Genomic DNA, 25,040 nt, shown 5'->3' on the forward strand with positions numbered 1-25,040 from the left:
CTAAGGATTCATCTGGTGCTTTCGATCAGCTTCTCACCCCTCATTCCCGATTACGCCCTCTGGGCGCTCGGCGCCGTCGTGGCCCTGCTGGCGATTCTGGCGCTCGTCACGCGCGGTCCTGTGGCGATCCTCCGGGCTGTCGCCCTCGGCCTCGTGCTCCTGGCGCTCGCCAATCCGGCGCTGGTGCAGGAGGACCGGGAAAAGGTGAAGGACATCGTGGCAGTGGTCATCGACCGCTCCACCTCGCAGACCCTGGGCGACCGCTCTCCCATGACCGATCAGGTGCGGGCCGAACTGGAGCGCCGCTTCGGCTCGCTTGCCGATGTTGATCCGCGCTTCATCGAAGCCGACGACGGCAGCGGCGACGACGGCACGCGCCTGTTCGCAGCTTTGTCCAACGGGCTTGCCGACGTGCCGCCGGATCGTCTCGCCGGCGTGATCTTCGTCACCGACGGCGTCGTCCATGACATCCCGCCCAACGTGGAAGGGCTCGGGTTCCGGGCGCCTCTCCATGCGCTGATCACCGGCCGGCCCGACGAGCGCGACCGGCAGATCAAGCTTCTGGAAGCTCCACGCTTCGGCATCGTCGGCAAGGACCAGACCATCCGCGCTCAGGTGATGGAGCGCGGCGGCACGGGCTCGGCCCTGGTGACGGTGCGCCGGGACGGGCAGGTGCTCACCCGCCAGCAGGTGCAGGCCGATACGCCGTTCACCCTCGACGTGCGCATCGAGCATGGCGGCACCAACGTGGTGGAACTCGAAGTGGAAGGCTTAGCCGACGAGCTGACCCAGGCCAATAACCGGGCCGTCATCCCCATTGAAGGCATCCGAGAGAAACTGCGCGTGCTTCTGGTCTCCGGTGAGCCCCATGCGGGCGAGCGGACCTGGCGTAATCTGCTGAAGTCGGACGCCAACGTGGACCTCGTTCATTTCACGATCCTGCGCCCGCCGGAGAAACAGGATGGGACGCCGATCAACGAGCTGTCGCTGATCGCCTTCCCGACCCGCGAGCTGTTCCAGCAGAAGATCAAGGAATTCGACCTGATCATCTTCGACCGCTACGCCAACCAGAGCATCTTGCCATCGAGCTATTTCGAGAACATCGTGCGCTATGTGCGCGAAGGCGGCGCGATCCTCGTGGCGGCGGGACCGGAATTCGCCAGCTATGGCAGCCTGGCTCAGACCCGGCTTTCGCCCATCATCCCGGGCCAGCCTAACGGGAGCATCATCGAGCAGCCTTATAAGGCGGAAATCACCGATACCGGCGACCGCCATCCGGTGACCCGCGACCTGCCGGGATCGGAGCAATCGCCGCCCGCCTGGGGCGAGTGGCTGCGCATCATCGGCTCGCAGGTGCAATCGGGCTCAACCCTGATGTCGGGGGCCAACGATCTGCCCCTCCTCGTGCTGCGCCGGGAGGAGAAGGGCCGCGTGGCGCTCCTGCTCTCAGACCACGCCTGGCTGTGGGCCCGCGGCTATCAGGAGGGAGGACCGCATCTCGACCTGCTGCGCCGCCTCGCCCATTGGCTCATGAAGGAGCCGGCCCTTGAGGAGGAAGCCCTGCGGGCCAGCGCGCAGGGGCGCGACATCCGCATTGACCGGCAGACCATGGCGGAGGCGGCCGCTCCGGTGACCCTCATAGCGCCGAGCGGCGCGGAAAGCAGCGTGCCTCTCACCGAATCCCGGCCCGGCCTGTTCACCGCCCAGGTAGCGAGCCGCGAACTCGGCCTGCACACGGTGCGCTCGGGCGATCTCATCGCCTTCGTCAGCATCGGGCCGGCCAATCCGCGCGAGCTGATGGACGTGTTCAGCAACACCGAGGCTCTCGAGCCCATCGCTCAGGCAACGGGCGGGTCGGTCCGGCGTGTGGCGATGGCAGGAGACCAGAGCATCACCCTGCCCCGCATCATTGCGGTGCATTCGGGCTCCCGCTTTGCCGGCGGCGACTGGATCGGCATCAAGCCAAGCGACAGCGCCATCGTGCGCGGTGCCTCGGTCTTCCCGATGGCGCTCGGCTTCATCGGATTGGTGCTGCTGATCGGCTCGACCCTGGCTGCCTGGCTGATCGAGGGGCGTCGGCGGGCCTGATCAGCCGTTTGCGGGAAGCGGGCTCACGAGCCCCTTCGCGCGGGCCAGCGCTCCCTCTTCCAGCTCAAGTGCGAGAAAGCGGGACGGATTGACCGGACCTGGAAGCTGCAGGTGCTGGGGCGGAATGTGCTTGAAGCCGAAGCGCCTGTAATAGGGCTCGTCACCCACCAGCAGCACCAGGGTGTGTCCCTTGGCCCTGGCGGCTTCCAGCGACCGGCCCATCAGGGCCGCCCCGATGCCGCGGCTCTCGAAGGCCGGCTCCACGGTCAACGGCCCGAGCATCAGCGCCGGCTCCTCCCCGGCCATGACCGGCGTCATGCGAATGGAGCCAACCAGCAGCGTGCCGACCATGGCGGTAAAGGACAGGTCGAGCAGGTGAGACGCTCCCTCCCGCAGGCGCGAGGCGGTGCGGGCGAAGCGGCCTGGGCCGAAGGCGCGCTCGTGCAGGCGCTCGATGGCCTCGGAATCGATGGGTTGCTCGGTGCGGATCTGGAGCGAGAGCTCAGTCATGGACGGACTCGTGCGAAGGACGACAAAGATCAGGGTGGCTGGACGGATGTCAGCCGTGTCGTCGTCGCAGGATCCGGATGATGGCCATGGAGCTCGGCGTTTCCTTTATCGATTAGGCCATAGCAGCGTCGGGAACGCGGCGCAAATCCCCGTTCACCAATGTGGGGAGGGGGGCTGACCTTCGAGAATCTCTGCCAAGCGGCTCCGGGTGGCTGAGGTGGTCTCCTCGGGCAGGCTGTCGAGGGGGAAGAACCCCGCTTCCGCGATTTCCCGGTCGGGCTGTTTGGCCTGCAGCACCGTGAAGCGCCGGATCACATAGACCAGAACGTGGTCGCGCCGGGACACCCGGTTGTTGAAGAACACGCCGAACAGAGAAGGAGGCTCGTCCATGGCGATGCAGGCCTCCTCGCGCAGCTCACGGTCGAGCGCTTCCAGAGCCGTCTCGCCGGTCTCCACCCCTCCGCCCGGCAGGTGCCAGCCGGGCACATAAGTGTGCCGGATGAGAAAGACCCGGTTCTGCTGGTCGAGCACCACGCCGCGAATCCCCAGGGTCATGCCTCGTGAGAAGCGCCAATAGGTGTGCAGCCCCAGGGACAGGAGGCGTGAGGCTTTCCGTGACGGCGCGGAGTCAGACATTAGCCCATGCCATCACAACAACATTACCGGAGGATGAATGTTGTCATTCGTTAAACGCATGGCAGTGGCCTCAATTTGGCGCGTGACCCGCATAATACGAAGGTCTAAGACAACAGCAACCAAAGGTGTTCCAATGTTTCTCTCTTTCATCCTGTCCCGTCTGAACCGTTCCGCCCGTTTCTCGTGGTCGCCCGCCCTCAATTTCGATGACCGCACGATCTACTCGACCCTGATCCCAGGCACTCAGTACTGAATTCTGACACCCCTCTGTCCCCAATGACAGGGGACTTGGCTATGGCGCAGCTCTATTTTAGAATAATTCTAAATTGGAGCTGCCATGAAGTCCCTGTCCGAATTGTCTGAGCGTGAAGTCGTCGCGCTTGCCATTGCGAGCGAAGAGGAAGACTCGCGGATCTACCAGCATTTCGCGGATCGCCTTCGCCCTGACTTCCCCGCCTCGGCCGAGATCTTCGACGGCATGGCCGAGGAAGAGCGCGAGCATCGCAACTCCCTCTACGGCTTCTACCGCTCCCGCTTCGGCGAGCACCTGCCTCCCATCCGCCGGGAGGACGTGCGCGGCTTCCTGAAGCGTCGCGCCGTCTGGTGGAGCGCCCATCTCGATCTCAACCGCATGCGCCGCGAGGCGGAGGTCATGGAACTGCAGGCTGCGAGCTTCTACGAGAAGGCCGCCGGGCAGACCCTGGACGTGTCCTTAAGGGAACTCTTCACCAAGCTGGCCGACATCGAACGCGGACACGGACGCAAGGCCGGCGAACTCCATGCAGCCCATCTGACCGAGAACGCAGAAGCGGCCGAGGAACACGCCCGCCGACGTCTGTTTGTGCTGCAATATGTGCAGCCGGGGCTCGCCGGTCTCATCGACGGTTCTGTCTCGACGCTTGCTCCCCTCTTCGCAGCCGCCTTCGCCACCCAGAACAACTGGGAGACCTTTCTGGTGGGGCTCGCAGCCTCAGTCGGCGCCGGCATCAGCATGGGCCTGACCGAAGCCCTGTCCGACGACGGCGAGATTACAGGACGCGGCTCGCCCTGGCTGCGTGGTCTCGTCTGCGGACTCATGACAGCAGCTGGCGGCATCGGCCACACCATGCCCTATCTGGTGCCGGATTCCTGGCCCAACGCCTTTATCCTGGCCACGAGCATCGCGGCTCTCGTGGTGGCGGTGGAACTTGTCGCGATCTCCTGGATCAGGACGAAGTACATGGAGACGCCGTTCTGGAGCGCCGCCTATCAGGTGATCGTCGGTGGCGTGCTGGTGCTTCTCGCCGGTATCTTCATCGGCAGCGCTTGACGGGGCGGGGCGCCCGCGCGAGTTCTCGTGTCCACCCGCATCAACCCGGCCGCCATGTTCCGCATTGCCCATCTGACCGACCCACATGTGGGCCCCCTGCCCCGGCCGCGCTTGAAGCAGCTCCTGAGCAAGCGCCTGACCGGCTGGTACAACTGGTACCGCAGCCGGCACGACATGCATGACATGGAGCTGCTGGCCGCTTTGGTGGCCGACATCCATGCTCAGAAGCCCGACCACATCACCTGCACGGGCGACACCTGCAATATCGGCCTGCCGGACGAGTGGAAGACTTCCCGGGTGTTTCTCGAGGAGTTAGGCGACCCGTCACGCGTGACCTTCGTGCCGGGCAATCACGATGCCTATGTCCGTGGCTCCCTGGAAGGGCTCCTGAAAGAGATCGCCCCATGGACGCGCGGCGACGACGGCCGCGAAGCGAGCTTTCCCTATCTGCGCCGCTACGGCTCCATCGCGATCATCGGGCTGTCATCTGCAATCCCGACGCTTCCCTTCGTGGCATCGGGCCGGATCGGCTCCAGGCAGATGAAAGCCACCGAGGAGATCCTGAAGGAGCTGGGTCAGGATCCGCACTGCTTCCGGATCGTACTCATCCATCACCCGCCGCATGTGGGCGGGGCAGATCCAGGCCGCAACCTGACGGATGCCAAACGCTTCGAGAAGATGCTCTGCCGGGCTGGGGCGGAGCTCGTGCTCCACGGCCACAACCATGTGGGATCGCTCGCCCATCTCGATGGCCCGCGCGGCCCTATCCCCGTGATCGGCGCGCCCTCGGCCTCGGCCCGCGGCGGAACGCTGACCCACACCGCCGGCTATCATCTCTTTACGATCGGCCGGGACGAAACTGGCTTCCTCCTGATGGCGGAACGGCGGGGGCTGAAGCCCGATGGAACAGTTGGTGGCTTGGGCATGCTTTCGCTCGCCCGCATCCGTCAGCCTCACGAGCAGAACTAGAATAGAAACTTCGATTCCTGGCTGGCCTCAATTAACACAAGTTAATCATCACCCCTTCGCGAGCTTAGAAAGATCTAAGCTTCAGTATTCATGGTGGATTTTCTTCATACAATCCTGTCGCTTTCCTGGAACCGCGTAGATCCCTCCTCGTTGAAGGGGTGCAGCAGCCACCCATGAACTTCGCAAGCCTGTCGGGCTGCGCACGGTGTTCTGCGACCCGAGAAACAGGAGTTCATCTCATGAAGAAGTACGTTGCCCTCGCGGCGTTGTTCGCATCCGTTTCGGCCGCCCCGGCCTCCGCTCAGATGGTCATGGACAGCCAGACCTATCGTATGATGGCGGCTCAATCGGATGCCTTCGAGATCACCACGAGCCAGCTTGCCCTCGAGCGTTCCCGCAATCCGGTCGTCCGCCGCTATGCCCAGCAGATGATCCAGGATCACTCCATGACAAGCCAGGCCCTGAACGGCGGCCGTCCTGTTTATAGCGCGTCCGGTCAGTTCATCGGCGGCTCGCTGAGCGGCACCCTGGCCGGCGCCGGCATCGGCGCCCTGGTCGGCGGCCCCGTGGGTGCAGCCGTTGGCGCCGGCATCGGTGCGACCGCAGGCACGACAGCCGGTGCGGCAGCGAGCGGCTCCCCAAGCACGGCTGGCGGGACGGCGACCGGTGCTCTGGCTGGCGCCGGTGTAGGCGCCCTGGTTGGCGGCCCTGTTGGCGCCGCCGTCGGCGCTGGCATCGGCGCGACCACAGGCTCGGCAGCCGGCGCTACGGCCGACGTGCAGTCCACGGGCTCTGTGACCCCGATCCGCCTCGGCGTTCCGATGCCTCCCGAGAAGATGGCCATGCTGAACCAAATGGCTTCGACCTCCGGCCCGCAGTTCGATCGCCTCTACGGTCAGGCCCAGCGCATGGCCCACCAGGAAGCCCTGGCTCTGCACTCCAGCTATGCCCAGGCCGGCAACGACCCGTCGCTGCGCCAGTTCGCAGCCTCGGTGGTTCCGCATCTCGAGCATCACGCGGCGGATGCCCGACGCCTTCCGGGCGCAACCACGCGCCGCCGCTAATCGGCTCTCAGCCTGACCTTATGGCGCGGCGGGTCCAATGGGCCCGCCGTATTCTTGTTGCGACCGCCCTAGAGGGAGGTTGGACATTTTCTCGGCTTTTGATGCAAGCCGCAGGGTGTAGGGAGGGATCATCGTACCTCTCCTCTCGCGAGCCCTCATGGCCTACGTCATTCCCCCACCTTCGATCCCCGCTCTCCCGGTTGCCGGAACGGTCGACCTCTTCCCGGTCCGCCGCGTCTATTGCGTAGGCCGCAACTATGCCGCCCATGCACGCGAGATGGGCGGCGACCCGACCCGCGAGCCTCCGTTCTTCTTCATGAAACCCGCCGGCGCCCTGCAGCCGGTCGCTGAAGGTTCGGCCGTCGATCACCCCTACCCGCCCAAAACCGGCAATTATCATTTCGAGATCGAGATGGTGGTGGCGCTGGCCAAAGGCGGTCGGGACATCCCGGTCGAGCGGGCCCTCGGCCATGTCTTCGGCTATGCTGTCGGTCTCGACATGACCCGCCGCGACCTGCAGGACGAGGCCAAGCAGCTCCGACGGCCCTGGGAGTTGGGCAAGTCTGCCGACCTTTCCGGCCCGGTTGGACCGATCCATCCGGTTTCCAAGGTCGGGCACCTGTCGAGTGGTACCATCTCTCTCTTGGTCGACGGATCTCCCAGGCAGAAGGCCGACCTGTCGGACATGATCTGGTCGGTGGCCGAACAGATCGCCTATCTCTCCGCCTATTTCGAGCTTGCCCCTGGCGACGTGATCTTCTCCGGCACCCCTGACGGCGTGGGAGCGGTCACGCAAGGGCAGACCATGACCGGTGCTGTCGAGGGCCTTGGGGAGATCCAGCTGCGCGTTGTGTAACGCTGGGCGCACCCCTTGCCTTTTTTCGAAGTTTATCCGTTACTGCGTCACGGCGCGGCCCGGAAGGGGCGCGGGTTGAGTATGGCTCCGGTCTAAATCCGGGCCCACGAATAAGGGAACGACAATGAAATTCGTTAAGACCATGAGCTTGGCTCTTCTCGGTTCAGCTCTTGCCATCGGCGGAGCTGCTGCTCAGGAGAAGACCGTTAAGATCGCGACAGAGGGCGCCTATGCCCCGTGGAACTTCACCGGTGCCGGCGGCAAGCTCGAAGGCTTCGAGATCGACCTCGCCAACGACCTGTGCGCGCGCATGAAGGTCAAGTGCGAGATCGTGGCTCAGGACTGGGACGGCATCATCCCGGCACTGACCGCCAAGAAGTACGACGCCGTCATGGCCGGCATGAGCATCACGGACGAGCGCAAGAAGACCATCGACTTCGCCGGCCCATACGCCAATTCTCCGAACGGCTTCCTCGTGGCGAAGAGCTCGCCGCTCGCCAAGATGCCTGGCACAGGCCAGGCCTTCAACCTCGGCGCTCAGCAGGCTGCGGCCGAGAAGGCGATCAATGATCTAAAGCCTGTCCTGAAGGGCAAGACCGTCGGCGTGCAGACCTCAACGATCCATTCCAACTTCGCCGACAAGTACCTGAAGGGCACAGCCGAGATCCGCGAGTACAAGACCACCGAGGCCCATGACCTCGACCTCGCCGCCGGCCGTATCGACGCAGTTCTGGCTGACTCGACCGCCATCATCGGCACCCTCGAGAAGCCCGAGTTCAAGGATTACGCTATGGTCGGCCCGTCCATCACCGGCGGCCTGCTCGGCGCCGGCGTCGGCGTCGGCCTGCGCAAGGGCGAAGCCGAGCTCAAGAAGAGCTTCGAGGATGCGATCCAGGCTGCGATCAAGGACGGCACGATCAAGAAGCTGTCCGAGAAGTGGTTCAAGATCGACACCACCCCGCGCTCCTGATCCGGCTTGCCTTCCATATCCAAGGCGCGGCTCCGGCCGCGCCTTTTTCGTATAGGCGAGGCCTGGTTGCGACCGAAATTACCAACTTGGCCACTTTATTCGGCATGTTTAGGACTTGCGCCGGCTTGGCTTTTGAATGTTAGCTTCCAATCGCAGGATGAGAGCTCCACAGCCTCGTCCGACAATAGGATCAGTCGAAGCTGACCAGAGGGATGACGATGAAACTGTTCAAGGCTTTGGGTCTCGGGTTGCTGGCTTCCACTCTCGCGATGGGTGGAGCAGCCGCTCAGGAGAAGACGGTAAAGATCGCCACCGAGGGAGCCTATGCTCCCTGGAACTTCACGGGTGCCGGCGGCAAGCTCGAGGGTTATGAAATCGACCTTGCCAACGAACTCTGCGGACGCATGAAGGTGAAGTGTGAGATCGTGGCCCAGGATTGGGACGGCATCATCCCGGCCCTTCAGGCGAAGAAGTACGATGCCATCATGGCGGGCATGAACATCACCGACAAGCGGTTGGAAGTGATCAACTTCTCGCTCCCCTATGCGGCCACTCCGCATGGCTTTGGCGTGATGAAGGATTCGCCGCTCGCCAAGCTGGCGGGAACGGGCACGACGGCGAGCTTCGAGAAGGATCCCGAGGGCGCCAAGAAGGCCATCGAGGCCTGGAAGCCGCTGCTCAAGGGCAAGACGGTGGGCGTGCAGGGCTCGACCGTGAACTCGCAGTTCCTGGAGCAGTACCTCAAGGACACCATCGAGATCCGCGAGTACAAGACCACGGAGCAGCACGACCTCGACCTGACCGCGGGCCGCATCGATGCGATCTTCGCCGGCCACGGGGCCTTGAAGGCCACGCAGGAGAAGCCCGAGTTCAAGGACATGGCAATCGTCGGCACAGGCATGCGCGGCGGCCTGCTGGGCCGCGGCGTCGCCGTGGGCATGCGCAAGGACGACGCGGAGCTGAAGAAGAACTTCGACGAGGCCATTCAAGCTGCGATCAAGGACGGCACGATCAAGAAGCTGTCCGAGAAATGGTTCAAGATCGACGCGACTCCGCAAGCCTGACGACGCTTGAAAGATCGATCCCGGGTCCTGCTCTGCGAGCCCGGGATCGATCCGGTTGAAAGCCGGATGGTACAGATGCTGTCTTGCCCGCTGCCTTCCACAGAGGGGAGACATATTCAAGAAAGTTACGACGCGTGCAGCAATTGAGCTATTTCGAGCTCGTCGGGTTTGGCCCCAATGGATGGGGATGGGCTCTCCTCACCGCAGCGGGAATGACGATCGCGGTCGCCATCTGCGGCTTTCTCGCAGGCTCCGTCGTCGGCACCCTGGTGGCCTGGGGCAAGATCGGCGGCAATCTCGTGATCCGCAGCCTCGCCGACGGCTACACCACCGTCCTGCGGGGCATCCCCGATCTTCTCGTGATCTACCTGTTCTACTTCGGCGGAAGCGCGGCGCTCGGCGCCATCGGCAGCCTGTTCGGGGCAGACGGGTTCATCGGTGTGCCGGCCTTCGTCACCGGGGCTCTCGCCATCGGCATCATATCAGGAGCCTACCAGGCAGAGGTCTTCCGCGGCGCCTATCAGGTGGTCAGCCGCGGCGAGCTTGAAGCGGCGCGCTCCGTCGGCATGCACCGCTGGCTCATGTTCCGCCGCATCATCGCCCCGCAGGTGCTGCGCTATGCCATTCCCGGCCTCGGCAACACATGGCAGCTGGTCCTGAAGGAATCGGCCCTCATCTCTGTGACCGGCCTTGTCGAGTTGCTGCGCCAGTCGCACATCGCGGCCGGCTCCACACGCCGACCGTTCGACTTCTATCTCACGGCGGCGGTGCTCTACCTGCTCATCACCTGGGTTTCGACCTACATGTTCCAGCGCGCGGAGTCCCACTCGATGCGTGGCATGCGGAGGGCTTCCTGATGGACTTCGCTTTCATGCGGGATGCCTTCTTGACCCTCCTGAGTGGCGTGCCGCTGACGCTGAACCTCGCCTTCATGGCAGTGGGCCTCGGTGCCGTTCTCGCCATGCTCCTGGCGCTCATGCGCATGTCGGGCATCAAGGTGCTCGACTGGCCGGCTCAAGGATACGTCTTCGTGTTCCGCGGAACGCCGCTGCTCGTGCAGATCTTCCTGATCTATTACGGCCTTGGCCAGTTTCGCCCGACCCTACAGGAATGGGGCCTGTGGACCTTCTTCCGTGAGCCCTATTGGTGCGCGGTCCTTGCGCTCACCCTCAACACGGCAGCCTACGCCAGCGAGATCATCCGCGGCGGGCTGCAGTCCGTTCCCTACAATCAGGTGGAGGCGGCGCGGGCTTGCGGCATGTCGGGCTTCCTGCTCTTCCGCCGCGTCGTCTTCCCCATCGCTGTCCGTCAGGCGCTCCCGGCTTACGGCAGTGAGATCATCTTGATGGTGAAGGCCACGTCGCTTGCCTCGATCATCACCATGATGGAAGTGACAGGATTGGCCGCCAAACTGATCTCGCAGACCTTCCGCGCGGTAGAAGTGTTCGTCGTTGCGGGCCTGATCTATCTCATCCTCAACTTCATCATCACCCGCATCATCATGGCCATCGAGTGGTGGCTCTCGCCTCATCTGCGCCGTCCCGCGGCCGTGGAGCCGCGTCTGGAGGCCGCCCATGTCTAACGGAGTTGCATCCTTGTCGTCCCAACTTGCGTCCTCCGATGCGGCTCTGGCCGTCTCCGTGCAGAACCTTCGCAAGAGCTTCGGATCACTCGAAGTTCTCAAGGGCGTGTCGCTAAGTGCGAACGAAGGAGATGTGATCTCGATCCTCGGCGCCTCCGGCTCCGGCAAATCCACCATGCTCCGCTGCATCAACATGCTGGAGGTGCCCGATTCCGGCGAAATCAGCATCGGTGGTGAGACCATCGGCCTGAAGAAAAGCCGCAAGGGAATGGAGCCGGTCGATCAACGCCAGGTCGACCGCATCCGCTCCCGGGTGGCCATGGTGTTCCAGAGCTTCAATCTCTGGTCTCACATGACCGTTCTGGAGAACGTGATCGAGGCCCCCGTTCATGTGCAGAAACGCCCAAAGGCGGAATGCATCGCCGAAGCCGAGGAGTTGCTGGCAAAGGTCGGCATCGTCGACAAGCGCAACCAGTATCCATCGCACCTCTCCGGCGGTCAGCAGCAGCGCGCCGCCATCGCGCGGGCGCTCGCCATGCACCCGAAGGTGATGCTCTTCGACGAACCGACCTCGGCGCTTGATCCGGAACTCGTCGGCGAAGTGCTGCGCGTCATGCGCTCGCTCGCCGAGGAGGGTCGCACCATGCTGGTGGTGACGCACGAGATGGGCTTTGCCCGCGACGTGTCGAACCGGGTCGTGTTCCTGCACAAGGGTGTCGTGGAGGAGGAAGGCGCACCGACGGAGGTGTTCGGCGCTCCGAAATCCGAGCGCTTCAAGCAGTTCATCTCAAGCCATCGCTGAGGCTTGAAAAAGGGCGAAGCGGCATCCGCTTCGCCCTTTTGTTTAGCGTCTTTCGATCCGCCGGATCGGAGGTTGTCCGGACGGCGGTTGGGATGCGCCAGACGTGCGAGGATTGCCCCGAGGCCCGCGCCACTCTTCGACATACTGCTCACGCCTCGCGCCGCCGAAAAACAGGCCCAGCACGGCCGGAACCGCAAGAATGAGCAGCGACACGAGTCCCCAGACGAACACTATGGCGCCAAGGCCCAGCCCTCTCAGGGTCATCAGTGCCCAGGAGAGCCACTCGACCGACTCGGGATGCCCGGTGACGATGTCGGCATTACGGGCAGCGACACCGCCGAAGAAATCCAGAAGCCCGTAGGCGCCCCAGGCGAATAGGGACCAGAGCCCCACGGCAATCCAGGCAAAGATCCACAGCAACCGTCTCATTCAGCGCTCCTCGATCCTGACGGCGGTACCGTCGATCTCTTTCGGTCCGCGCTTGGGCGTACCCAGATGCTCGTGAATGATCCGGAGGTTCCGCTCATTGGCCTTGAAGAATACGTCGAACACGTCACCTGCCAGCGGTATGATGCCGATGGTTGTATCCATGGCAACATTGCCGATCATCCGAGCGATTTTCCAACGAGGCAGACCCAATTGGCGGGCTTCCCAGATGATATAGCTCGCTATCGCTGCGGAGAGCGCATCGCCGACACCAGGCACGAGGCCCAGCACCGCGTCGAGTCCCACGCGCCGGTTCAGGCCGGGAATCAGAAAAGCACTGTCCATCAGCTTTGCAACCAGCGTGATGCGCGCAACTGCATCCTCCCGGCGCGGGCCGGCAGTTTTAATCGCATCGAAAACAGCACTACGGGCAGCGTCCATTCCAGTCTCCAGCAGACCAAGATTCAATCGGTCCAATTCGCGAAATGTGTGTATCAGGTCCGAGAACTACAAGAGTCAAAGCTCTGTTATTTCAGAACTAACACCAAATTTCCCCATGCGCTGAATTCCTTGCAGGTTAAAGCTTTGCCAACCATCCGCCTTGTTCAAATACCCCATTCCTGTCGGCATGCTCTTGCCTAGTGCCAAGCTTCCTTTAGGTAGCCTTGCCTGCGCCCTGAGCGCAACCGTCAGTTACCTGACCAATAAACTCACAAGAGAATGCCGTTGGGAGGACCATTTCGGCGGCATGACATTCTTGTAGGGGCTCAGAACGGGAGAACCCGATGAGCATCACCTGCCGAGTTCACCATGCGTCCAGATTCTCACTCGTGACCGGCGCGCTTCTGTTTGGGCTGTCGCCCGCTGCGCTGAAAGCCGGAGATGGTGACGGAGGGCTTGTTCCCCCGGCGCAATATGCCAGCCTCCCGTCACAGGACGAGCTCGACGATCCCAAGACGACGGGAAGCCTGCCGAGTGCGAGAACCCCTTCCGGTTTCGCCTCTCTGGTCTCGCACGGCACGATCACGCTGCGAGCGAGCGCCCCGACCAATTGCGTTCCGGGCAATCTGCGCGAAGTCGTCGCCTCCGTTGCGGCAAAATTCGGTCCCGTCAGCATCGAATCCACCCATCGTAACCGCGCCCGCAACTGGCGCGCGGGCGGCGCTCGCCAATCACTCCACCTCTCCTGTCGCGCGATTGATTTCAGGGTTCGCGCCCGCGCGCGGGGCGTCATGGCTTATCTGCGGTCTCACCCTCAGGTCGGCGGCCTGAAGGTATATCGAAACGGCATCATCCACATCGACAACGGAGAGCGCCGCTCCTGGTGAGGCTCCGGACTATTTCATCTCTGCCTTGAGTCACGGGGCTGCGGCTCGCCGAACGCAGTCCCACGGCTTTAGCTAACCCCTGGTCTCGAAGCGAAAACTGTAAGACAATCACGGGATGTTCAAGACTTTCGCCCACCGTCGGATCGAAACATCCGAAGCCGTCATCAATCTGCGTGTTGGCGGCAACGGCCCGCCCGTGCTTCTGCTGCATGGACATCCGCAGACCCATGTCATGTGGCACAAGGTGGCGCCGAAGCTCGCCGAAAACTACACAATCGTTTGCGCCGACCTGCGCGGCTATGGCGACAGTTCCAAGCCTCCGACGAACGAACAGCATGAACCTTACTCCAAGCGCGCCATGGCGCGCGATCAGGTGGAGGTCATGCAGGCTCTGGGATTCGAGCGGTTTGCCGTCGTCGGTCACGACCGCGGCGGACGCTGTGCCTACCGCATGGCGCTCGACCACCCGGAACGGATCGTGGCGCTGTCGGTTCTGGACATCATCCCGACCGCAGAGCACTTTCAGCGCACGGACATGGCCTTCGCCATGGGATACTGGCACTGGTTCTTTCTCGCGCAGCCCCATCCGCTTCCGGAACGCCTGATCGCGTCAGACCCGGATGCTTTTTATCTTCGCAGGGGACGTGCGCTTTTCGATGAAGAAGCGCTTGCGGAATACCGCCGCTGCTACACCGAGCCGAACACGATTCATGCCATGTGCGAGGACTACCGCGCAGGCGCAACCATCGACATGCGTCTCGACGAAGAAGACCAGAAGGCGGGCCGGCGGATCGCCTGTCCAGTGCAGGCCTTGTGGGGCCGCAAGAACGGCCTCGATCAATGGTATGACGTGCTGGCTGTCTGGCGCGACTGGGCCGATCAAGTTGAGGGCCACGCCGTTGATTGCGGCCACTACTTGGCCGAGGAAGCGCCCGATGAGACGCTAGCGGCCTTGCGGCCCTTCCTCGCCAAGGCTTTCGGGCGCTGAAAGAGGCAGCGCCCACTCAGTCTCAGGAAATCGTGAAAGGCGCGACCTTGACGCCATTCGCTTCCAGCTTCGCCCTTACCGTTCGCGCCATGGCCACCGCGCTCGGCTCGTCGCCATGCACACAAATGGTGTCGATCTCCACCGGTATGCGTTTGCCGGACACTGTCGTGATCGCCCTGTCCTGGACGGCGCGCAGAATGCGGTCGGCTGCGAACTCCGCATCGTGCAGCACGGAACCGGGCTTCTTGCGGCTAGTGAGCGTTCCGTTGTCCTCATAGGTGCGGTCGGCAAAAATCTCACGTACGACCGCGATGCCGACACTGTGAGACGCCTTCTCCATCAGAAGGCCCGGCATGCACATGTTAATGAGGCTCGCATCGACCCCCTTGATGGCGCGGGCGATTGCGAGAGCGAGATCCTCGTCCTCGTTGGCCATGTTGTTGAGGGCACCGTGCACCTTCACGTAGGTGACCTTGTGACCTGCGAGCGAGGCTACGGCCTGCATGGCGCCGATCTGATAGGCGATCATGCGTTCGATCTCGGCGGGAGAGTCGCCGCGGATCATGCGGCGGCCGAAGCCATGCAGATCGTTGAAGCCGGGGTGTGCCCCGATGGCTACTCCCTTGCGCTTCGCGATCTCCGCCGTGCGGAACATGATGGACGGATCGCCCGCATGGAAACCACAGGCGATATTGGCGGAGGACACGATGTCAAGCATCGCCTCGTCGTCTCCCATCGGCCAGGGACCGAAACCTTCGCCCATATCGCAGTTGAGATCGATGATCATGTCCGTCACACCAATACTGGTTTCGCCGCCAGCTCGCCCACGTGGAAGATGCGCTTGTAACGCTCGACTTCCGCCTTCGGACCCATGGCTTTCGTAGGATTGTCGGAGATCTTCACCGTCGGTCGGCCGTCGGCCGAGATGACCTTGCAGACGACGGAGATCGGATCGAGCTTTCCGTCGGGTGCCAAGCCGCGAAAATCATTGGTCAGAAGAGTGCCCCAGCCGTAGCCGATGCGCATGCGGCCGCGGAAATGCCGGTGAATACGCTCGATCACGTCCACGTCGAGCCCGTCTGAGAAGATCGCGAGCTTTTCGCGCGGGTTCTGCCCGCGCTGGCGCCACCATTCGATGGCCTCCTCGCCGCCCTCGATCGGATCCTTGGAATCGACGCGAATACCGGTCCAGGATGGTACCCAATCGGGCGCATTCCGCAGGAAGTTCGTGGTGCCATAGGTATCGGGCAGGATGACGAGCAGGTTGCCCTCATAATCCTCCTGCCAGTCCGACAGCACGTTGTAGGGAGCCTGGGCTAGTTCCTCGTCGGATTCGGCCAAGGCCGCATAAACCATGGGAAGCTCATGGGCATTGGTGCCTACCGCCTCCACCTCCTGCCGCAGGGCGATCAGGCAGTTGGACGTTCCGAGAAAGGACGATCCAAGCCCCTCCATCATGGCCTGCACGCACCAATCCTGCCAGAGAAAGCCGTGGCGTCGCCGGGTGCCGAAATCGGCAATGGAGAGGTCCGGCAGGTTTTTAAGCCGCTCGATCTTCTCCCAGACCCGGGTCATGGCGCGGGCATAGAGCACCTGAAGCTCGAACTTGCCCATCCCCCTAAGGACACCTCGCGAGCGCAGTTCGTTGAGGATCGCGAGTGCCGGGATCTCCCACATGGTGGTCTCGATCCAGGGGCCGTGGAAGGTCAGGACGTACTGGCCGTCCTCCTTCTCCAGCAGGTATTCCGGAAAACGGAAGGTCTCGAGCCAGTCCATGAATTCCGGCGAGAACATCTGCCGCTTGCCGTAGAAGGTGTTGCCGCGCAGCCAGGTGGATTCGCCCCGGGTCAAGCGCAGACTGCGCACATGATCGAGTTGCTCGCGCAGTTCGCCGGCATCGATGATATCGGCCAAGCGGATACGGGTCGTCCGGTTATGGATGCCGAACGTCACCTGTACGTCGCGATGGCGGCGAAAGATCGTTTGCGCCATCAGCAACTTGTAAAAGTCCGTATCCAGAACCGACCGGACGATCGGGTCGATCTTCCAGGTATGGTTGTAGACGCGGGTCGCGATGTCCGCCATCGCCTGCTCCTTGCCACTCACGGGGAGCAGGACAATAGCGAAGGGCCGCCCATGATGAAAGGGTGCCCAGCTTCAAGGACAGATGCAGCCACAGCTTAAGGCGGTAGAACGTCGACCTGGATCGAAGCGTAATAGGCCGCGACATCAGCGATGTCCTCGTCAGACAGCTCCTTTGCTACAATGTTCATGGACTCGTTCTTGCGCTCGCCTGACTTGTAGGCGGTGAGGCTTCTGACGAGGTAGCTTTCGATCTGGCCTGCGAGATTGGGTGACTCGGGGTTCTTCGAGAGACCATCCAGCCCATGACAGGCTTGGCACGTGGTGATCTTCTGCCGCCCTGCCCTGGCATTGCCGGCCTCTGCGCCAGCAAGCCCGAGCGCCGTCAGAAAAGCTCCCAATCCCGCCAGAGCAATGAAAAACTTCATGATGATCTCTCCGGGAACAACAGGCGCGCGCGCCAGGCGCGCCTGCCGAAGGAGCCTTACCGGCCTTCGTATGAGATGCGGTAGACGGCACCAGCGGTGTCATCGGAGACGAGAAGAGATCCGTCAGGCAGCATGGCCACGTCCACAGGCCGGCCGAGATACTCGCCGTTCTCCGTGAGCCACCCCTCTGCGAAGACCTGCGGCTTGTCCGCCGTGCCGTCCTGTTTGATCGGAGTGAACATAATGCGGGCGCCGACCGGCTTCGTGCGGTTCCAGGAGCCGTGCTGGGCCGAGAAGATTCCGCCCTGATAGGTCTGCGGGAACATGCGTCCCGTGTAGAACATCATGCCAAGGTCTGCCGCATGAGGGTCCGTCTCGGCCTGAGGTCCGACAACACCTGACGGAACTTGGTCATCCTTGTACTCGACCGTACGAACTGTACCACCGCCATAGTAGGGAAAGCCGAAATTCTGGCCCTGGCTTGCGATCCGATTGATCTCGCCAGGAGGCTGATCGTCACCCATGCCGTCGACCTGATTGTCGGTGAACCATAGGGACTTGTCCGCAGGATTGAAGTCCATGCCGACGGAGTTGCGGATGCCTGTTGCATAGACTTCGCGGTTTTTGCCGTCCTGATCCATGCGGATGACTCCGCCGATACCAGTACGTCTGTAGAGATCTATCTTCTCCTTCGCCGGCACGTTGAAGGGTTGTCCCAAAGCAACATAAAGCTTGTTGTCCGGCCCGATTCGACAGACACGCGCCGTGTGGTTGAAGCTCTCCTCAGCGGGTGGGATCAGGTCGCCCTGCTTTGCAACGACAAAGGCGGCGACATCCGGCCCTTCATAGAAGAATTCCGCAGCCGGGAACTGCAGGACGCGATTCTGCTCCACCACGTAAAGCATGCCGTCACGCGAGAAGCAGACGCCATTCGGGATCTTCATCGCAATCGACGGAGCGAACTGCTTGACCTCGTCTGCGACACGATCCTTGTCGCGATCCGTCACTACATAGACGTTGTTCTTTCTGGTACCGACGAAGACCACACCGGCATTGGGGCCGACCGCCATATGGCGCGCATCAGGCACGACTGCGTAGAGTTCAACTTTGAAGCCGGCTGGAAGCTTGATCTTTTCAAGATTGCGCCGCAGGGCATCTGCGCGGCGGCCCTCCTGAGCAATGGGCCTCGGCTCTTCAGTTCCCGTACTTTGGAAAGACGTCAGCTTCTCAAGATTGCTCGCCGATGGCTGAGCAGCGGGTTGGGCAAGGCTAGCGGACGCAAAAGCAACAATGGAACCAGCAGCAAGCAGGATGAACTTCATCGTTTCCTCCCAAGAGCCCCCTGCACTTTGTTGTTATAAGCTTGAAGCGGTTGTCTCCGATTCTGATTTTCTGATTATACCTAAGCTTCTTCCGTAGAGGTAGATACAATCAAGTGAAAGAAAAAGGGGCCGCGAAGCGACCCCAACTACTCTCAAGGATTGGGGCACGATCAACTTAAATTTACCTTGGCCTGATCGCCCGGCTTCGGCTGCTCGCCCGTCACGACGGCCTTCGCATAGCCATAGAGATGCACCAGGGTCGAGGACGGGCTATCCCAGTATTCACCTTTTGCAGGATGAACGCGGATCAGCGCGATCTGCGGATCGTCCGTCCCCTTCGGGAACCAGGCACGCAAGGGCTCGGACCACTTCTCCTCGATCGTCGTCTTGTCGCGCACGATCTCCGCCTTGCCGGACACCGAGACATAGGTCTGGCTGCTCGGGTCGCTGAAGGCGAGGTTGACGTCGTTGTCGCGGGAGATCTCCGTCATCTTGGGAGACTGAATCTGAGTGAAGAACCAGAGGTCGCCGTGCTCGTCGGCCTCCAGGTTGTGCATGGGCCTGCTGTGCAGGGTGCCATCGGTGTCGACCGTGGTCATCATGGCGATCTTCACATCCTTGATCAGTTCATAAAGCTTCGCAGCATTCGGATCGTTGTGGCCGTGCTGGTGCATTCTCGTCTCCTCGATTGATGTCGTACGCCCGGGATGTGATCAGCGAAGGCAGCCACTCGGCCGGTCAAGCCGGCTCCCGAGGGATCGGGTGAACAACGGACAAGGTGAGATTTGGTTCGGAATACCGCATCTTCTCACCGGGAATGCCTTAACGAACCGCCCGGCAGCCTATAGATGTCACGAAGATGACGCCTTAATGGCCCAGGAGACGACGAAGTGGCGATCACCCGTGAGCATGTGCTGCAGGCCCTGTCGACCGTGCCGGTCGACGCGAACGGAACCGACCTCGTGGCATCGGGACGCCTTTCCGATGTGGTTGTGGATGATGCTGGCCGGGTCATGTTCTCCATCACCATCGAGCCCTCCGAAGCGTCGAACATGGAGCGCGTGCGACAGGCCGCGGTGACGGCCGTGCAGGGCCTGCCGACGGTCAAAGGGGTCTTTGCCAGCCTCACGGCCGACCGGCCGACCGGGTCGAACGCCCCATCACCCTCTTCAGGGACACCCCAGCGCCCCCGCTCGGCCGCTCAGCCCAAGAACCAGCGCATCCCCGGCGTGCAGCACGTGATCGCCGTGGCGTCTGGCAAAGGCGGCGTCGGCAAGTCCACCACCGCCTGCAACCTCGCCCTCGGCCTGAAAACCCTTGGGTTGAAAGTCGGCCTGCTCGACGCGGACATATACGGCCCTTCCATGCGGAAGCTCCTCGGCATCCACGGCAAGCCGCGCCTCCTGGAGAACCGGATCCTGGAGCCCATGGAAGCCTACGGGATCAAGGTCATGTCCATCGGGTTCCTGGTGGAGGAAGAAGCTGCCATGATCTGGCGCGGCCCGATGGTGATGTCAGCCATCACCCAGATGCTGCGGGAGGTCGCCTGGGGCGATCTCGATGTGCTCGTGGTCGACATGCCGCCTGGCACGGGCGATGCGCAGCTCACCATGGCCCAGGCGACGCCTCTCGCCGGTGCCGTGATTGTTTCCACTCCTCAGGACCTCGCCCTCATCGACGCTCGGCGCGGGGTGTCCATGTTCAAGCGAGTGGAGATCCCGATCCTCGGCATCGTCGAGAACATGGCGACCTTCATTTGCCCCCATTGCGGGCAAAGCTCCCACATCTTCGGCCATGGGGGAGCAAGGGACGAGGCCACACGTCTTGGCGTTCCCTTCCTCGGCGAAGTTCCGCTCAACATGACGATCCGCGAGTTGTCGGATTCAGGCCACCCTGTCGTCGTTGCGGAGCCGGAAGGACCGCATGCTCGGATCTACAGGGATATGGCGCAGCAGGTCTGGACCGCGCTCTCGGGTGGCGCTGCCGCACGTCCTGCACCGCGCATCGTCATCGAGTGAGCGCACCCGGCATGAGCCTACCACCTCCGACCCTCGGCGTTATTCTGGCCGGCGGGCTCTCCCGGCGCATGGGCGGTAACGACAAGGCTCTTCTGCTTCTTACGGGGCGCACCTTGCTGGAGCACGCGACTGAGCGCCTTGCGGCGCAATGCGCGAGCGTCATCGTCAGCGCCAATGGCGACCCTTCCCGGTTCAGGGGGATGCTGTTCCCGGTTATTCCAGATCCTATTCCGGATCACCCAGGACCGCTCGCCGGCATCCTGGCTGCTCTCGAGTGGAGTGCCGCTCACCGACCGGACATCGCCTGGATCGTGAGCGTACCGGCCGACACACCTTTCGTACCAAGAGATTTAGTGCTGCGGCTGCACGAGGCATGCTCCGAAACCCGCAAGTCGATGGCCTATGCCGCATCAGGTTCGCAGGCCCACTTTGCTGTCGGTCTCTGGCCCGTCTCACTGAGGCACGATCTGCGGCAGGCTCTCGTGAATCAGGGCGTCCGCAGCATCAGAGACTGGATCAGCCGCCATGACCATGCCGAGGCTTCTTGGCCGGCCGAGCCCGTCGAGCCCTTCTTCAACATCAACACACCTGAGGATCTGAAGTATGCAGAGACCCTGGCCCAACAGGAGAGGGCTGAATGACGGAGCTTGATCTATCAGGCCTGAAGTGCCCCTTGCCGGTTCTGCGGACCCGCAAAGCCCTTCATGCCCTGAAGCCCGGAGACCTGCTGAGGGTAATCTGCACCGATCCCCTGGCCGGAATCGATGTTCCGAACCTGATCCGCGAAACAGGCGACATTCTGGAGGACCAGCGGCAGGAGAACGCCACAATCAGCTTCATGATCCGCAAAGCGGGCCTGCCGGCATGAGAAAGGCCCGGCGTTGCCGGGCCTTTTTAGGGTTTCCGAGGATCAGGTGTCCTTGCGGAGCGAGTCCTTGATCCCACCAACGGTGTTCTGGATCTTGCCCTCGGTCTTATCCATCTTGCCTTCAGTTTCCATCTTCGAGTCGCCTAGGGCTTTGCCAAGCCCCTCCTTCACCCGACCCTTGATGTTCTTCATGCTGCCTTCGGTGCGATCGCGATCCATGTTTCTCTCCTATCGAGTCATCTGGTAGGGAAACGCATGAACAAGCTATCGGTTGCCGCAATAAGCGAAAGATGTACGCAAATTAATATTATCTATACTTGAATATCTTTAGCCCACTTCAAGGAAAAATTTCCAAAATTTCAATAAAATTTATAGAAAAATTATCAATTGCTTGAGAAAAACCCAGGCAATGCATTGTTTTTCTTCTAAAAATATCAAATGTGCCATTTGGCACCGCTTGTCTGATTTAACCGCCTTATCTCGGCCTTGCCCCAAATAGGGGGATAGACAACAGGCACTCCTGCGCTACTTCGGACCGAACCAATTATCAAATGTTATAAAGTTATAGGTCCCTGTTCGTGTCCGCCGCCCGTCTACCTCGACCCTCTTCCAAGACTTCCCGTCATTCCATCTCGCGCACGGCATCTCGCGGGACGGCGCTCCATTTGGACCCCATGGCATTGCTGGCGCACCAGCTCAGGACGCCATTATCGACGATCAATGCCCTGGCTCAAGGCCTGATCAGGAGGGCTGACCGGCTGAGCACCCATGACATCCAGCTCAAAGCCGAGAAAATCTGGCGGGCGAGCCTGCGGCTCGATGAGCTGATCGAAACAATCCTGTCCTACACCCGTGCCAGCGCCGGCAGCATCATGCTCAATCCGAGCGAGTTCCATCTCGCGGAACTCATCAAGCGGGCCTGTCGTGAGCAGGGAGGCCAGGAACCCGAGCGCGCCTTTCATCTAGATATCAAGGATATGCCGGAGATGATCATCGGCGATCCGGTTCTACTTGAACAAGCACTCGTCATCGTCGTGTCGAATGCCATGAAATATTCCCGTCCGGATCAGCCAATCGATGTGACGGCGCGCGGGGAAGACAGCCTAGTCAGGATCACCGTCAAGGATCGTGGCATCGGCATCGGGGAGCGGGATCTGCCTTTCGTTCTGCAGCCCTTCTTTCGCGGCCGGAATGCCAAGAAGCTGCCCGGCACAGGCCTGGGCCTGAGCCTTGCCTGGTACATCCTCAAACTCCATGGCGGAAACCTTGAGGTGGAAAGCCGCGAGAGGCGCGGCACCAGGGTGAGCCTGATCGTGCCGGAAACGAACACAACCGGGTTCAGCTACTCCATCTAAAGAAATCCTGGCTGACGGCTCACGGACGGATGAGGATGCAGCGGAAATCATTCACGTTGGTCAGCGTCGGTCCCGTCATGACGAGCCTGTCGAGCTGTGCAAAGGCCGCATAAGCATCGTTCGTCTCCAGGTGCGCGGCAAGGTCGATACCCTTTGCACGCGCGCTCTCAAGCAAGCTGCCATCGCACCAAGCACCGGCATTGTCCTCCGATCCGTCGATGCCATCGGTATCGCAGGCAATCGCTGAGATCCCGCTCCCTCCTTTAAGGGAAAGGGCCAGAGAGAGCAGGAACTCGGCGTTGCGCCCGCCGCGCCCCTGGCCGCGAACCGTCACGGTGGTCTCGCCGCCGGACAGCAGGACGCAGGGCGCTCGGGCAGGCTCGCCATGCATGAGCGCCGAGCGTGCCATGCCGGCCATGACGCGCCCGACCTCGCGTGCCTCACCCTCGAGAGCATCGCCGAGAACGAGGGCATTTAAGCCCAGTTCGCGTGCCTTGGCGGCCGCTGCATCGAGAGCCATCTTGGGAGTTGCCAGCATATGCACGGCGCCACCGACCGCTGGCTTGGTGACAGCACTCGACCGGATCGCCTGCACCACATGGCTCGGCACATCGATGCCGTATCGGCCCAGGATCGCAAGGGCGATCTCCGGGTCAATCCTCTCGGGGATCGTCGGGCCCGAGCCGATGCTCGCAGGGTCGTCCCCTGGCACGTCGGAAATCAGGTAGGTGACGAGTTGCGCTTTGCCTGCGGCCGCAGCGAGCCTGCCCCCTTTAATGGCCGAGAGCGATTTGCGCACGAGGTTCATTTCGCCGATGGGCGCACCGGATTTCAGCAGGGCGCGGTTCAACGCCTGCTTGTCGGCGAGCGTTACGCCCTCGGCCGGCAGGGACAGGAGCGCCGAGGCTCCGCCCGACATGAGGCAGACGACGAGATCGTCAGGCCCGGCCTCCTGTGCGCGCGCAAGGATCCGCTTGGCCGCCTGCAAGCCGGCCTCGTCGGGAACGGGATGGGCCGCCTCCACGATCTCGACCGATTGCGTCGGCACCCCATGCCCGTAGCGGGTGACCACAAGCCCTTCGCATGTTCCGCCAGTGCGGGCCCAGGCCTCCTCGAAGGCGGCCGCCATGCGGGCCGAGGCCTTACCGGCGCCGAGCACGATGGTCCGCCCCTTCGGCTTTTCCGGCAGGCAGCCGTCGAATTTCCCATCGGGCAGCGCCGCCTGCAGGGCCGCTTCGAACAGGGTATGGAGGATATCGCGATCATTGTGCATGAGGTCACTTTACGTGAGAAATCGCGCCCGTGAAGCCTGTCGGGGCAGCGATCAAAGGTCTTGGATGCTGCTCTCGCCCGTGCTTAAAGATCCGCCGTTAGCCGCCTTATCATTCCGATGGCGGTCGCTTGGAACAAGGATCCTCTGCCGATGCCGCTCCCCTGCCCCTCTGTCCTGGAGTTCGGGATATGAAGCCTCTCTCGCAGCTTCCGCAGGCAGCGGCCCGCTCCATTCGCGTGGTGCTGACCGACATCGACGATACGATGACGACAGAAGGCCTGCTGACGGCAAAGGCCTATAGTGCCCTCGAAGAGCTGCATCGTGCGGGCTTCATCGTCATCCCGGTCACAGGTCGGCCTGCCGGCTGGTGCGATCACATCGCCCGCATGTGGCCGGTGGATGCGGTGGTGGGCGAGAACGGCGCCTTCTACTTCCGCTATGATCGCGAGCGGAGAAAAATGCTGCAGCACTTCTGGGCCAACCCCGAGGAGCTGAGGCAGAACCGGATCAGGCTCAAGTCAATCGAGAAGGAGGTTCTGGCCACCGTGCCGGGCTCAGCCCTTGCCAGCGATCAGGCCTACCGCCTGGCGGATCTCGCCATCGACTTCTGCGAGGACGTGCCGGCTCTGCCCGAAACGGAGGTGGACCGGATCGTGTCCATCTTCGAGAAAGCCGGCGCTCAGGCGAAGGTGAGCTCGATTCATGTGAACGGCTGGTTCGGCGATTACAACAAGCTCAGCATGGCGAAAACCCTGCTGGCCGATGTGTTCGGCATGGATTGGGAGCAGGCGAAAAACGCCGTGATCTACGCGGGCGATTCACCCAATGACGAGCCCATGTTCGCCGCATTCCCGTTCAGCGTCGGCGTGGCCAACATCCAGGCCTTTGCCCACCGGTTGACGCACAAGCCCGCCTACATCACGGAGGGCCACTCGGGAGACGGTTTTGCTGAACTCGCAGACATGCTGCTGAGGGCAAAGAGCTGACAGGCTCTAATAGCCCGAGACAAGAGAAAGCCCGGCTTGGCCGGGCTTCTTGCCGGCTACAGCCCGGCGATGTTGATGTACTTGATCTCGAGAAAGCCCTCGATGCCGTACTTGGA

The 25,040-nt window shown here is 62.2% G+C and carries 28 protein-coding genes; 17 read left to right on the forward strand and 11 right to left on the reverse strand.

Annotation, left to right across the window (positions count from 1 at the left end):
* The first annotated feature begins 15 nt into the window (after nt 1–15).
* Nucleotides 16–2,088, forward strand: coding sequence for a hypothetical protein (locus VB618_RS17645; RefSeq protein WP_329798043.1), 2,073 nt, complete (start codon nt 16–18; stop codon nt 2,086–2,088).
* Here VB618_RS17645 and VB618_RS17650 read toward each other — a convergent pair whose 3' ends face one another.
* Together VB618_RS17650 and VB618_RS17655 are read right to left on the reverse strand one after the other, a co-directional pair.
* Nucleotides 2,089–2,598, reverse strand: a complete 510-nt coding sequence (locus VB618_RS17650; RefSeq protein ID WP_329798044.1) for a GNAT family N-acetyltransferase — start codon at nt 2,596–2,598, stop codon at nt 2,089–2,091.
* 153 nt (nt 2,599–2,751) lie between these two features.
* Nucleotides 2,752–3,234 carry an NUDIX domain-containing protein gene (locus VB618_RS17655; RefSeq protein WP_329798045.1) on the reverse strand — a complete coding sequence of 161 codons (483 nt, stop codon included), beginning with the start codon at nt 3,232–3,234 and terminating at the stop codon, nt 2,752–2,754.
* Nucleotides 3,235–3,571: 337 nt separating this feature from the next.
* On the opposite strand from VB618_RS17655, the gene mbfA reads away from it, so the two are divergent.
* The 9 genes from mbfA to VB618_RS17700 all read left to right on the forward strand — a co-directional run bounded on the left by mbfA (nt 3,572) and on the right by VB618_RS17700 (nt 11,850).
* Nucleotides 3,572–4,543, forward strand: coding sequence for an iron exporter MbfA (mbfA, locus tag VB618_RS17660; RefSeq protein ID WP_329798046.1), 972 nt, complete (start codon nt 3,572–3,574; stop codon nt 4,541–4,543).
* Nucleotides 4,544–4,597: 54 nt separating this feature from the next.
* Nucleotides 4,598–5,512, forward strand: a complete 915-nt coding sequence (locus tag VB618_RS17665; protein WP_329798083.1) for a metallophosphoesterase family protein — start codon at nt 4,598–4,600, stop codon at nt 5,510–5,512.
* Nucleotides 5,513–5,751: 239 nt separating this feature from the next.
* A complete protein-coding gene (locus tag VB618_RS17670; protein ID WP_329798047.1) occupies nt 5,752–6,576 on the forward strand; it encodes a DUF4142 domain-containing protein in 825 nt (274 codons plus the stop codon).
* Between the two features lie 157 nt (nt 6,577–6,733).
* Nucleotides 6,734–7,432 carry a fumarylacetoacetate hydrolase family protein gene (locus tag VB618_RS17675; protein ID WP_329798048.1) on the forward strand — a complete coding sequence of 233 codons (699 nt, stop codon included), beginning with the start codon at nt 6,734–6,736 and terminating at the stop codon, nt 7,430–7,432.
* Nucleotides 7,433–7,556: 124 nt separating this feature from the next.
* Nucleotides 7,557–8,402, forward strand: coding sequence for a lysine/arginine/ornithine ABC transporter substrate-binding protein (locus tag VB618_RS17680; RefSeq protein WP_329798049.1), 846 nt, complete (start codon nt 7,557–7,559; stop codon nt 8,400–8,402).
* Between the two features lie 218 nt (nt 8,403–8,620).
* The gene (locus tag VB618_RS17685) at nt 8,621–9,466 is read left to right on the forward strand and encodes a lysine/arginine/ornithine ABC transporter substrate-binding protein (RefSeq protein WP_329798050.1); all 846 of its coding nucleotides are present in this window, start codon (nt 8,621–8,623) and stop codon (nt 9,464–9,466) included.
* A gap of 134 nt (nt 9,467–9,600) precedes the next feature.
* The gene (locus tag VB618_RS17690; protein ID WP_329798051.1) at nt 9,601–10,323 is read left to right on the forward strand and encodes an ABC transporter permease; all 723 of its coding nucleotides are present in this window, start codon (nt 9,601–9,603) and stop codon (nt 10,321–10,323) included.
* Nucleotides 10,323–11,048, forward strand: a complete 726-nt coding sequence (locus tag VB618_RS17695; RefSeq protein WP_329798052.1) for an ABC transporter permease — start codon at nt 10,323–10,325, stop codon at nt 11,046–11,048. The genes VB618_RS17690 and VB618_RS17695 overlap by 1 nt, the downstream gene beginning before the upstream one ends.
* The gene (locus tag VB618_RS17700) at nt 11,041–11,850 is read left to right on the forward strand and encodes an ABC transporter ATP-binding protein (RefSeq protein WP_329798053.1); all 810 of its coding nucleotides are present in this window, start codon (nt 11,041–11,043) and stop codon (nt 11,848–11,850) included. Before VB618_RS17695 ends, VB618_RS17700 begins: the two co-directional genes overlap by 8 nt.
* Before the next feature lie 42 nt (nt 11,851–11,892).
* On the opposite strand, the gene VB618_RS17705 is transcribed toward VB618_RS17700, so the two are convergent.
* Nucleotides 11,893–12,279, reverse strand: coding sequence for a hypothetical protein (locus VB618_RS17705; protein WP_329798054.1), 387 nt, complete (start codon nt 12,277–12,279; stop codon nt 11,893–11,895).
* Nucleotides 12,280–12,717, reverse strand: a complete 438-nt coding sequence (locus tag VB618_RS17710) for a DUF4112 domain-containing protein (RefSeq protein ID WP_329798055.1) — start codon at nt 12,715–12,717, stop codon at nt 12,280–12,282.
* A 344-nt stretch (nt 12,718–13,061) separates the two neighbouring features.
* Between VB618_RS17710 and VB618_RS17715 the strand changes: the two genes are divergently transcribed.
* Both VB618_RS17715 and VB618_RS17720 read left to right on the forward strand, forming a co-directional pair.
* The gene (locus VB618_RS17715) at nt 13,062–13,604 is read left to right on the forward strand and encodes a YcbK family protein (RefSeq protein ID WP_329798056.1); all 543 of its coding nucleotides are present in this window, start codon (nt 13,062–13,064) and stop codon (nt 13,602–13,604) included.
* Nucleotides 13,605–13,719: 115 nt separating this feature from the next.
* On the forward strand, nt 13,720–14,592 hold the full coding sequence (locus VB618_RS17720; RefSeq protein ID WP_329798057.1) for an alpha/beta fold hydrolase: 873 nt from the start codon (nt 13,720–13,722) through the stop codon (nt 14,590–14,592).
* Between the two features lie 22 nt (nt 14,593–14,614).
* Here VB618_RS17720 and VB618_RS17725 read toward each other — a convergent pair whose 3' ends face one another.
* The 5 genes from VB618_RS17725 to VB618_RS17745 form a co-directional block, all read right to left on the reverse strand.
* Complete coding sequence (locus VB618_RS17725) at nt 14,615–15,379, reverse strand: LamB/YcsF family protein (protein ID WP_329798059.1); 765 nt, start codon at nt 15,377–15,379, stop codon at nt 14,615–14,617.
* A gap of 5 nt (nt 15,380–15,384) precedes the next feature.
* On the reverse strand, nt 15,385–16,677 hold the full coding sequence (gene pncB, locus VB618_RS17730) for a nicotinate phosphoribosyltransferase (protein WP_329798060.1): 1,293 nt from the start codon (nt 16,675–16,677) through the stop codon (nt 15,385–15,387).
* A gap of 95 nt (nt 16,678–16,772) precedes the next feature.
* Nucleotides 16,773–17,102, reverse strand: a complete 330-nt coding sequence (locus VB618_RS17735; protein ID WP_329798061.1) for a c-type cytochrome — start codon at nt 17,100–17,102, stop codon at nt 16,773–16,775.
* Between the two features lie 56 nt (nt 17,103–17,158).
* Nucleotides 17,159–18,424, reverse strand: a complete 1,266-nt coding sequence (locus tag VB618_RS17740; RefSeq protein WP_329798063.1) for a PQQ-dependent sugar dehydrogenase — start codon at nt 18,422–18,424, stop codon at nt 17,159–17,161.
* 170 nt (nt 18,425–18,594) lie between these two features.
* Complete coding sequence (locus tag VB618_RS17745; RefSeq protein ID WP_329798064.1) at nt 18,595–19,098, reverse strand: pyridoxamine 5'-phosphate oxidase family protein; 504 nt, start codon at nt 19,096–19,098, stop codon at nt 18,595–18,597.
* A gap of 216 nt (nt 19,099–19,314) precedes the next feature.
* On the opposite strand from VB618_RS17745, the gene VB618_RS17750 reads away from it, so the two are divergent.
* Genes VB618_RS17750 through VB618_RS17760 form a run of 3 tightly spaced genes read left to right on the forward strand, consistent with a single transcriptional unit; the run spans nt 19,315 to nt 21,310 of the window.
* Nucleotides 19,315–20,442 (forward strand): Mrp/NBP35 family ATP-binding protein, encoded by a 1,128-nt coding sequence (locus VB618_RS17750; protein WP_329798065.1) that lies wholly within the window; start codon nt 19,315–19,317, stop codon nt 20,440–20,442.
* A gap of 11 nt (nt 20,443–20,453) precedes the next feature.
* Complete coding sequence (gene mobA / locus VB618_RS17755) at nt 20,454–21,083, forward strand: molybdenum cofactor guanylyltransferase MobA (RefSeq protein WP_329798066.1); 630 nt, start codon at nt 20,454–20,456, stop codon at nt 21,081–21,083.
* Nucleotides 21,080–21,310 carry a sulfurtransferase TusA family protein gene (locus tag VB618_RS17760; RefSeq protein ID WP_329798067.1) on the forward strand — a complete coding sequence of 77 codons (231 nt, stop codon included), beginning with the start codon at nt 21,080–21,082 and terminating at the stop codon, nt 21,308–21,310. The genes mobA and VB618_RS17760 overlap by 4 nt, the downstream gene beginning before the upstream one ends.
* A gap of 42 nt (nt 21,311–21,352) precedes the next feature.
* On the opposite strand, the gene VB618_RS17765 is transcribed toward VB618_RS17760, so the two are convergent.
* On the reverse strand, nt 21,353–21,529 hold the full coding sequence (locus VB618_RS17765; protein WP_329798069.1) for a CsbD family protein: 177 nt from the start codon (nt 21,527–21,529) through the stop codon (nt 21,353–21,355).
* A gap of 455 nt (nt 21,530–21,984) precedes the next feature.
* Between VB618_RS17765 and VB618_RS17770 the strand changes: the two genes are divergently transcribed.
* Nucleotides 21,985–22,665, forward strand: a complete 681-nt coding sequence (locus tag VB618_RS17770) for a sensor histidine kinase (protein WP_329798070.1) — start codon at nt 21,985–21,987, stop codon at nt 22,663–22,665.
* Between the two features lie 19 nt (nt 22,666–22,684).
* On the opposite strand, the gene VB618_RS17775 is transcribed toward VB618_RS17770, so the two are convergent.
* Nucleotides 22,685–23,938: a glycerate kinase type-2 family protein gene (locus tag VB618_RS17775; RefSeq protein WP_329798071.1), complete on the reverse strand. Its 1,254-nt coding sequence runs from the start codon at nt 23,936–23,938 to the stop codon at nt 22,685–22,687.
* Between the two features lie 188 nt (nt 23,939–24,126).
* Between VB618_RS17775 and VB618_RS17780 the strand changes: the two genes are divergently transcribed.
* Complete coding sequence (locus tag VB618_RS17780; protein ID WP_329798072.1) at nt 24,127–24,924, forward strand: HAD-IIB family hydrolase; 798 nt, start codon at nt 24,127–24,129, stop codon at nt 24,922–24,924.
* Nucleotides 24,925–25,040: the final 116 nt, after the last annotated feature.

The sequence above is a fragment of the Microvirga sp. CF3062 genome, from assembly GCF_036314045.1.
GTDB lineage: Bacteria > Pseudomonadota > Alphaproteobacteria > Rhizobiales > Beijerinckiaceae > Microvirga.

What these genes read in the sequence shown, in the direction of transcription:
- VB618_RS17770 (WP_329798070.1), top strand. Translation starts at nt 21,985, where the DNA reads ATGGCATTGCTGGCGCACCAGCTCAGGACGCCATTATCGACGATCAAT.
- mobA (WP_329798066.1), top strand. Translation starts at nt 20,454, where the DNA reads ATGAGCCTACCACCTCCGACCCTCGGCGTTATTCTGGCCGGCGGGCTC.
- VB618_RS17705 (WP_329798054.1), bottom strand. Translation starts at nt 12,279, where the DNA reads ATGAGACGGTTGCTGTGGATCTTTGCCTGGATTGCCGTGGGGCTCTGG.
- VB618_RS17715 (WP_329798056.1), top strand. Translation starts at nt 13,062, where the DNA reads ATGAGCATCACCTGCCGAGTTCACCATGCGTCCAGATTCTCACTCGTG.
- VB618_RS17665 (WP_329798083.1), top strand. Translation starts at nt 4,598, where the DNA reads ATGTTCCGCATTGCCCATCTGACCGACCCACATGTGGGCCCCCTGCCC.
- VB618_RS17670 (WP_329798047.1), top strand. Translation starts at nt 5,752, where the DNA reads ATGAAGAAGTACGTTGCCCTCGCGGCGTTGTTCGCATCCGTTTCGGCC.
- VB618_RS17710 (WP_329798055.1), bottom strand. Translation starts at nt 12,717, where the DNA reads ATGGACGCTGCCCGTAGTGCTGTTTTCGATGCGATTAAAACTGCCGGC.
- VB618_RS17650 (WP_329798044.1), bottom strand. Translation starts at nt 2,598, where the DNA reads ATGACTGAGCTCTCGCTCCAGATCCGCACCGAGCAACCCATCGATTCC.
- VB618_RS17745 (WP_329798064.1), bottom strand. Translation starts at nt 19,098, where the DNA reads ATGCACCAGCACGGCCACAACGATCCGAATGCTGCGAAGCTTTATGAA.
- VB618_RS17655 (WP_329798045.1), bottom strand. Translation starts at nt 3,234, where the DNA reads ATGTCTGACTCCGCGCCGTCACGGAAAGCCTCACGCCTCCTGTCCCTG.
- VB618_RS17765 (WP_329798069.1), bottom strand. Translation starts at nt 21,529, where the DNA reads ATGGATCGCGATCGCACCGAAGGCAGCATGAAGAACATCAAGGGTCGG.
- VB618_RS17775 (WP_329798071.1), bottom strand. Translation starts at nt 23,938, where the DNA reads ATGCACAATGATCGCGATATCCTCCATACCCTGTTCGAAGCGGCCCTG.
- VB618_RS17685 (WP_329798050.1), top strand. Translation starts at nt 8,621, where the DNA reads ATGAAACTGTTCAAGGCTTTGGGTCTCGGGTTGCTGGCTTCCACTCTC.
- VB618_RS17725 (WP_329798059.1), bottom strand. Translation starts at nt 15,379, where the DNA reads ATGATCATCGATCTCAACTGCGATATGGGCGAAGGTTTCGGTCCCTGG.
- VB618_RS17675 (WP_329798048.1), top strand. Translation starts at nt 6,734, where the DNA reads ATGGCCTACGTCATTCCCCCACCTTCGATCCCCGCTCTCCCGGTTGCC.
- pncB (WP_329798060.1), bottom strand. Translation starts at nt 16,677, where the DNA reads ATGGCGGACATCGCGACCCGCGTCTACAACCATACCTGGAAGATCGAC.
- VB618_RS17700 (WP_329798053.1), top strand. Translation starts at nt 11,041, where the DNA reads ATGTCTAACGGAGTTGCATCCTTGTCGTCCCAACTTGCGTCCTCCGAT.
- mbfA (WP_329798046.1), top strand. Translation starts at nt 3,572, where the DNA reads ATGAAGTCCCTGTCCGAATTGTCTGAGCGTGAAGTCGTCGCGCTTGCC.
- VB618_RS17720 (WP_329798057.1), top strand. Translation starts at nt 13,720, where the DNA reads ATGTTCAAGACTTTCGCCCACCGTCGGATCGAAACATCCGAAGCCGTC.
- VB618_RS17680 (WP_329798049.1), top strand. Translation starts at nt 7,557, where the DNA reads ATGAAATTCGTTAAGACCATGAGCTTGGCTCTTCTCGGTTCAGCTCTT.
- VB618_RS17695 (WP_329798052.1), top strand. Translation starts at nt 10,323, where the DNA reads ATGGACTTCGCTTTCATGCGGGATGCCTTCTTGACCCTCCTGAGTGGC.
- VB618_RS17735 (WP_329798061.1), bottom strand. Translation starts at nt 17,102, where the DNA reads ATGAAGTTTTTCATTGCTCTGGCGGGATTGGGAGCTTTTCTGACGGCG.
- VB618_RS17780 (WP_329798072.1), top strand. Translation starts at nt 24,127, where the DNA reads ATGAAGCCTCTCTCGCAGCTTCCGCAGGCAGCGGCCCGCTCCATTCGC.
- VB618_RS17760 (WP_329798067.1), top strand. Translation starts at nt 21,080, where the DNA reads ATGACGGAGCTTGATCTATCAGGCCTGAAGTGCCCCTTGCCGGTTCTG.
- VB618_RS17740 (WP_329798063.1), bottom strand. Translation starts at nt 18,424, where the DNA reads ATGAAGTTCATCCTGCTTGCTGCTGGTTCCATTGTTGCTTTTGCGTCC.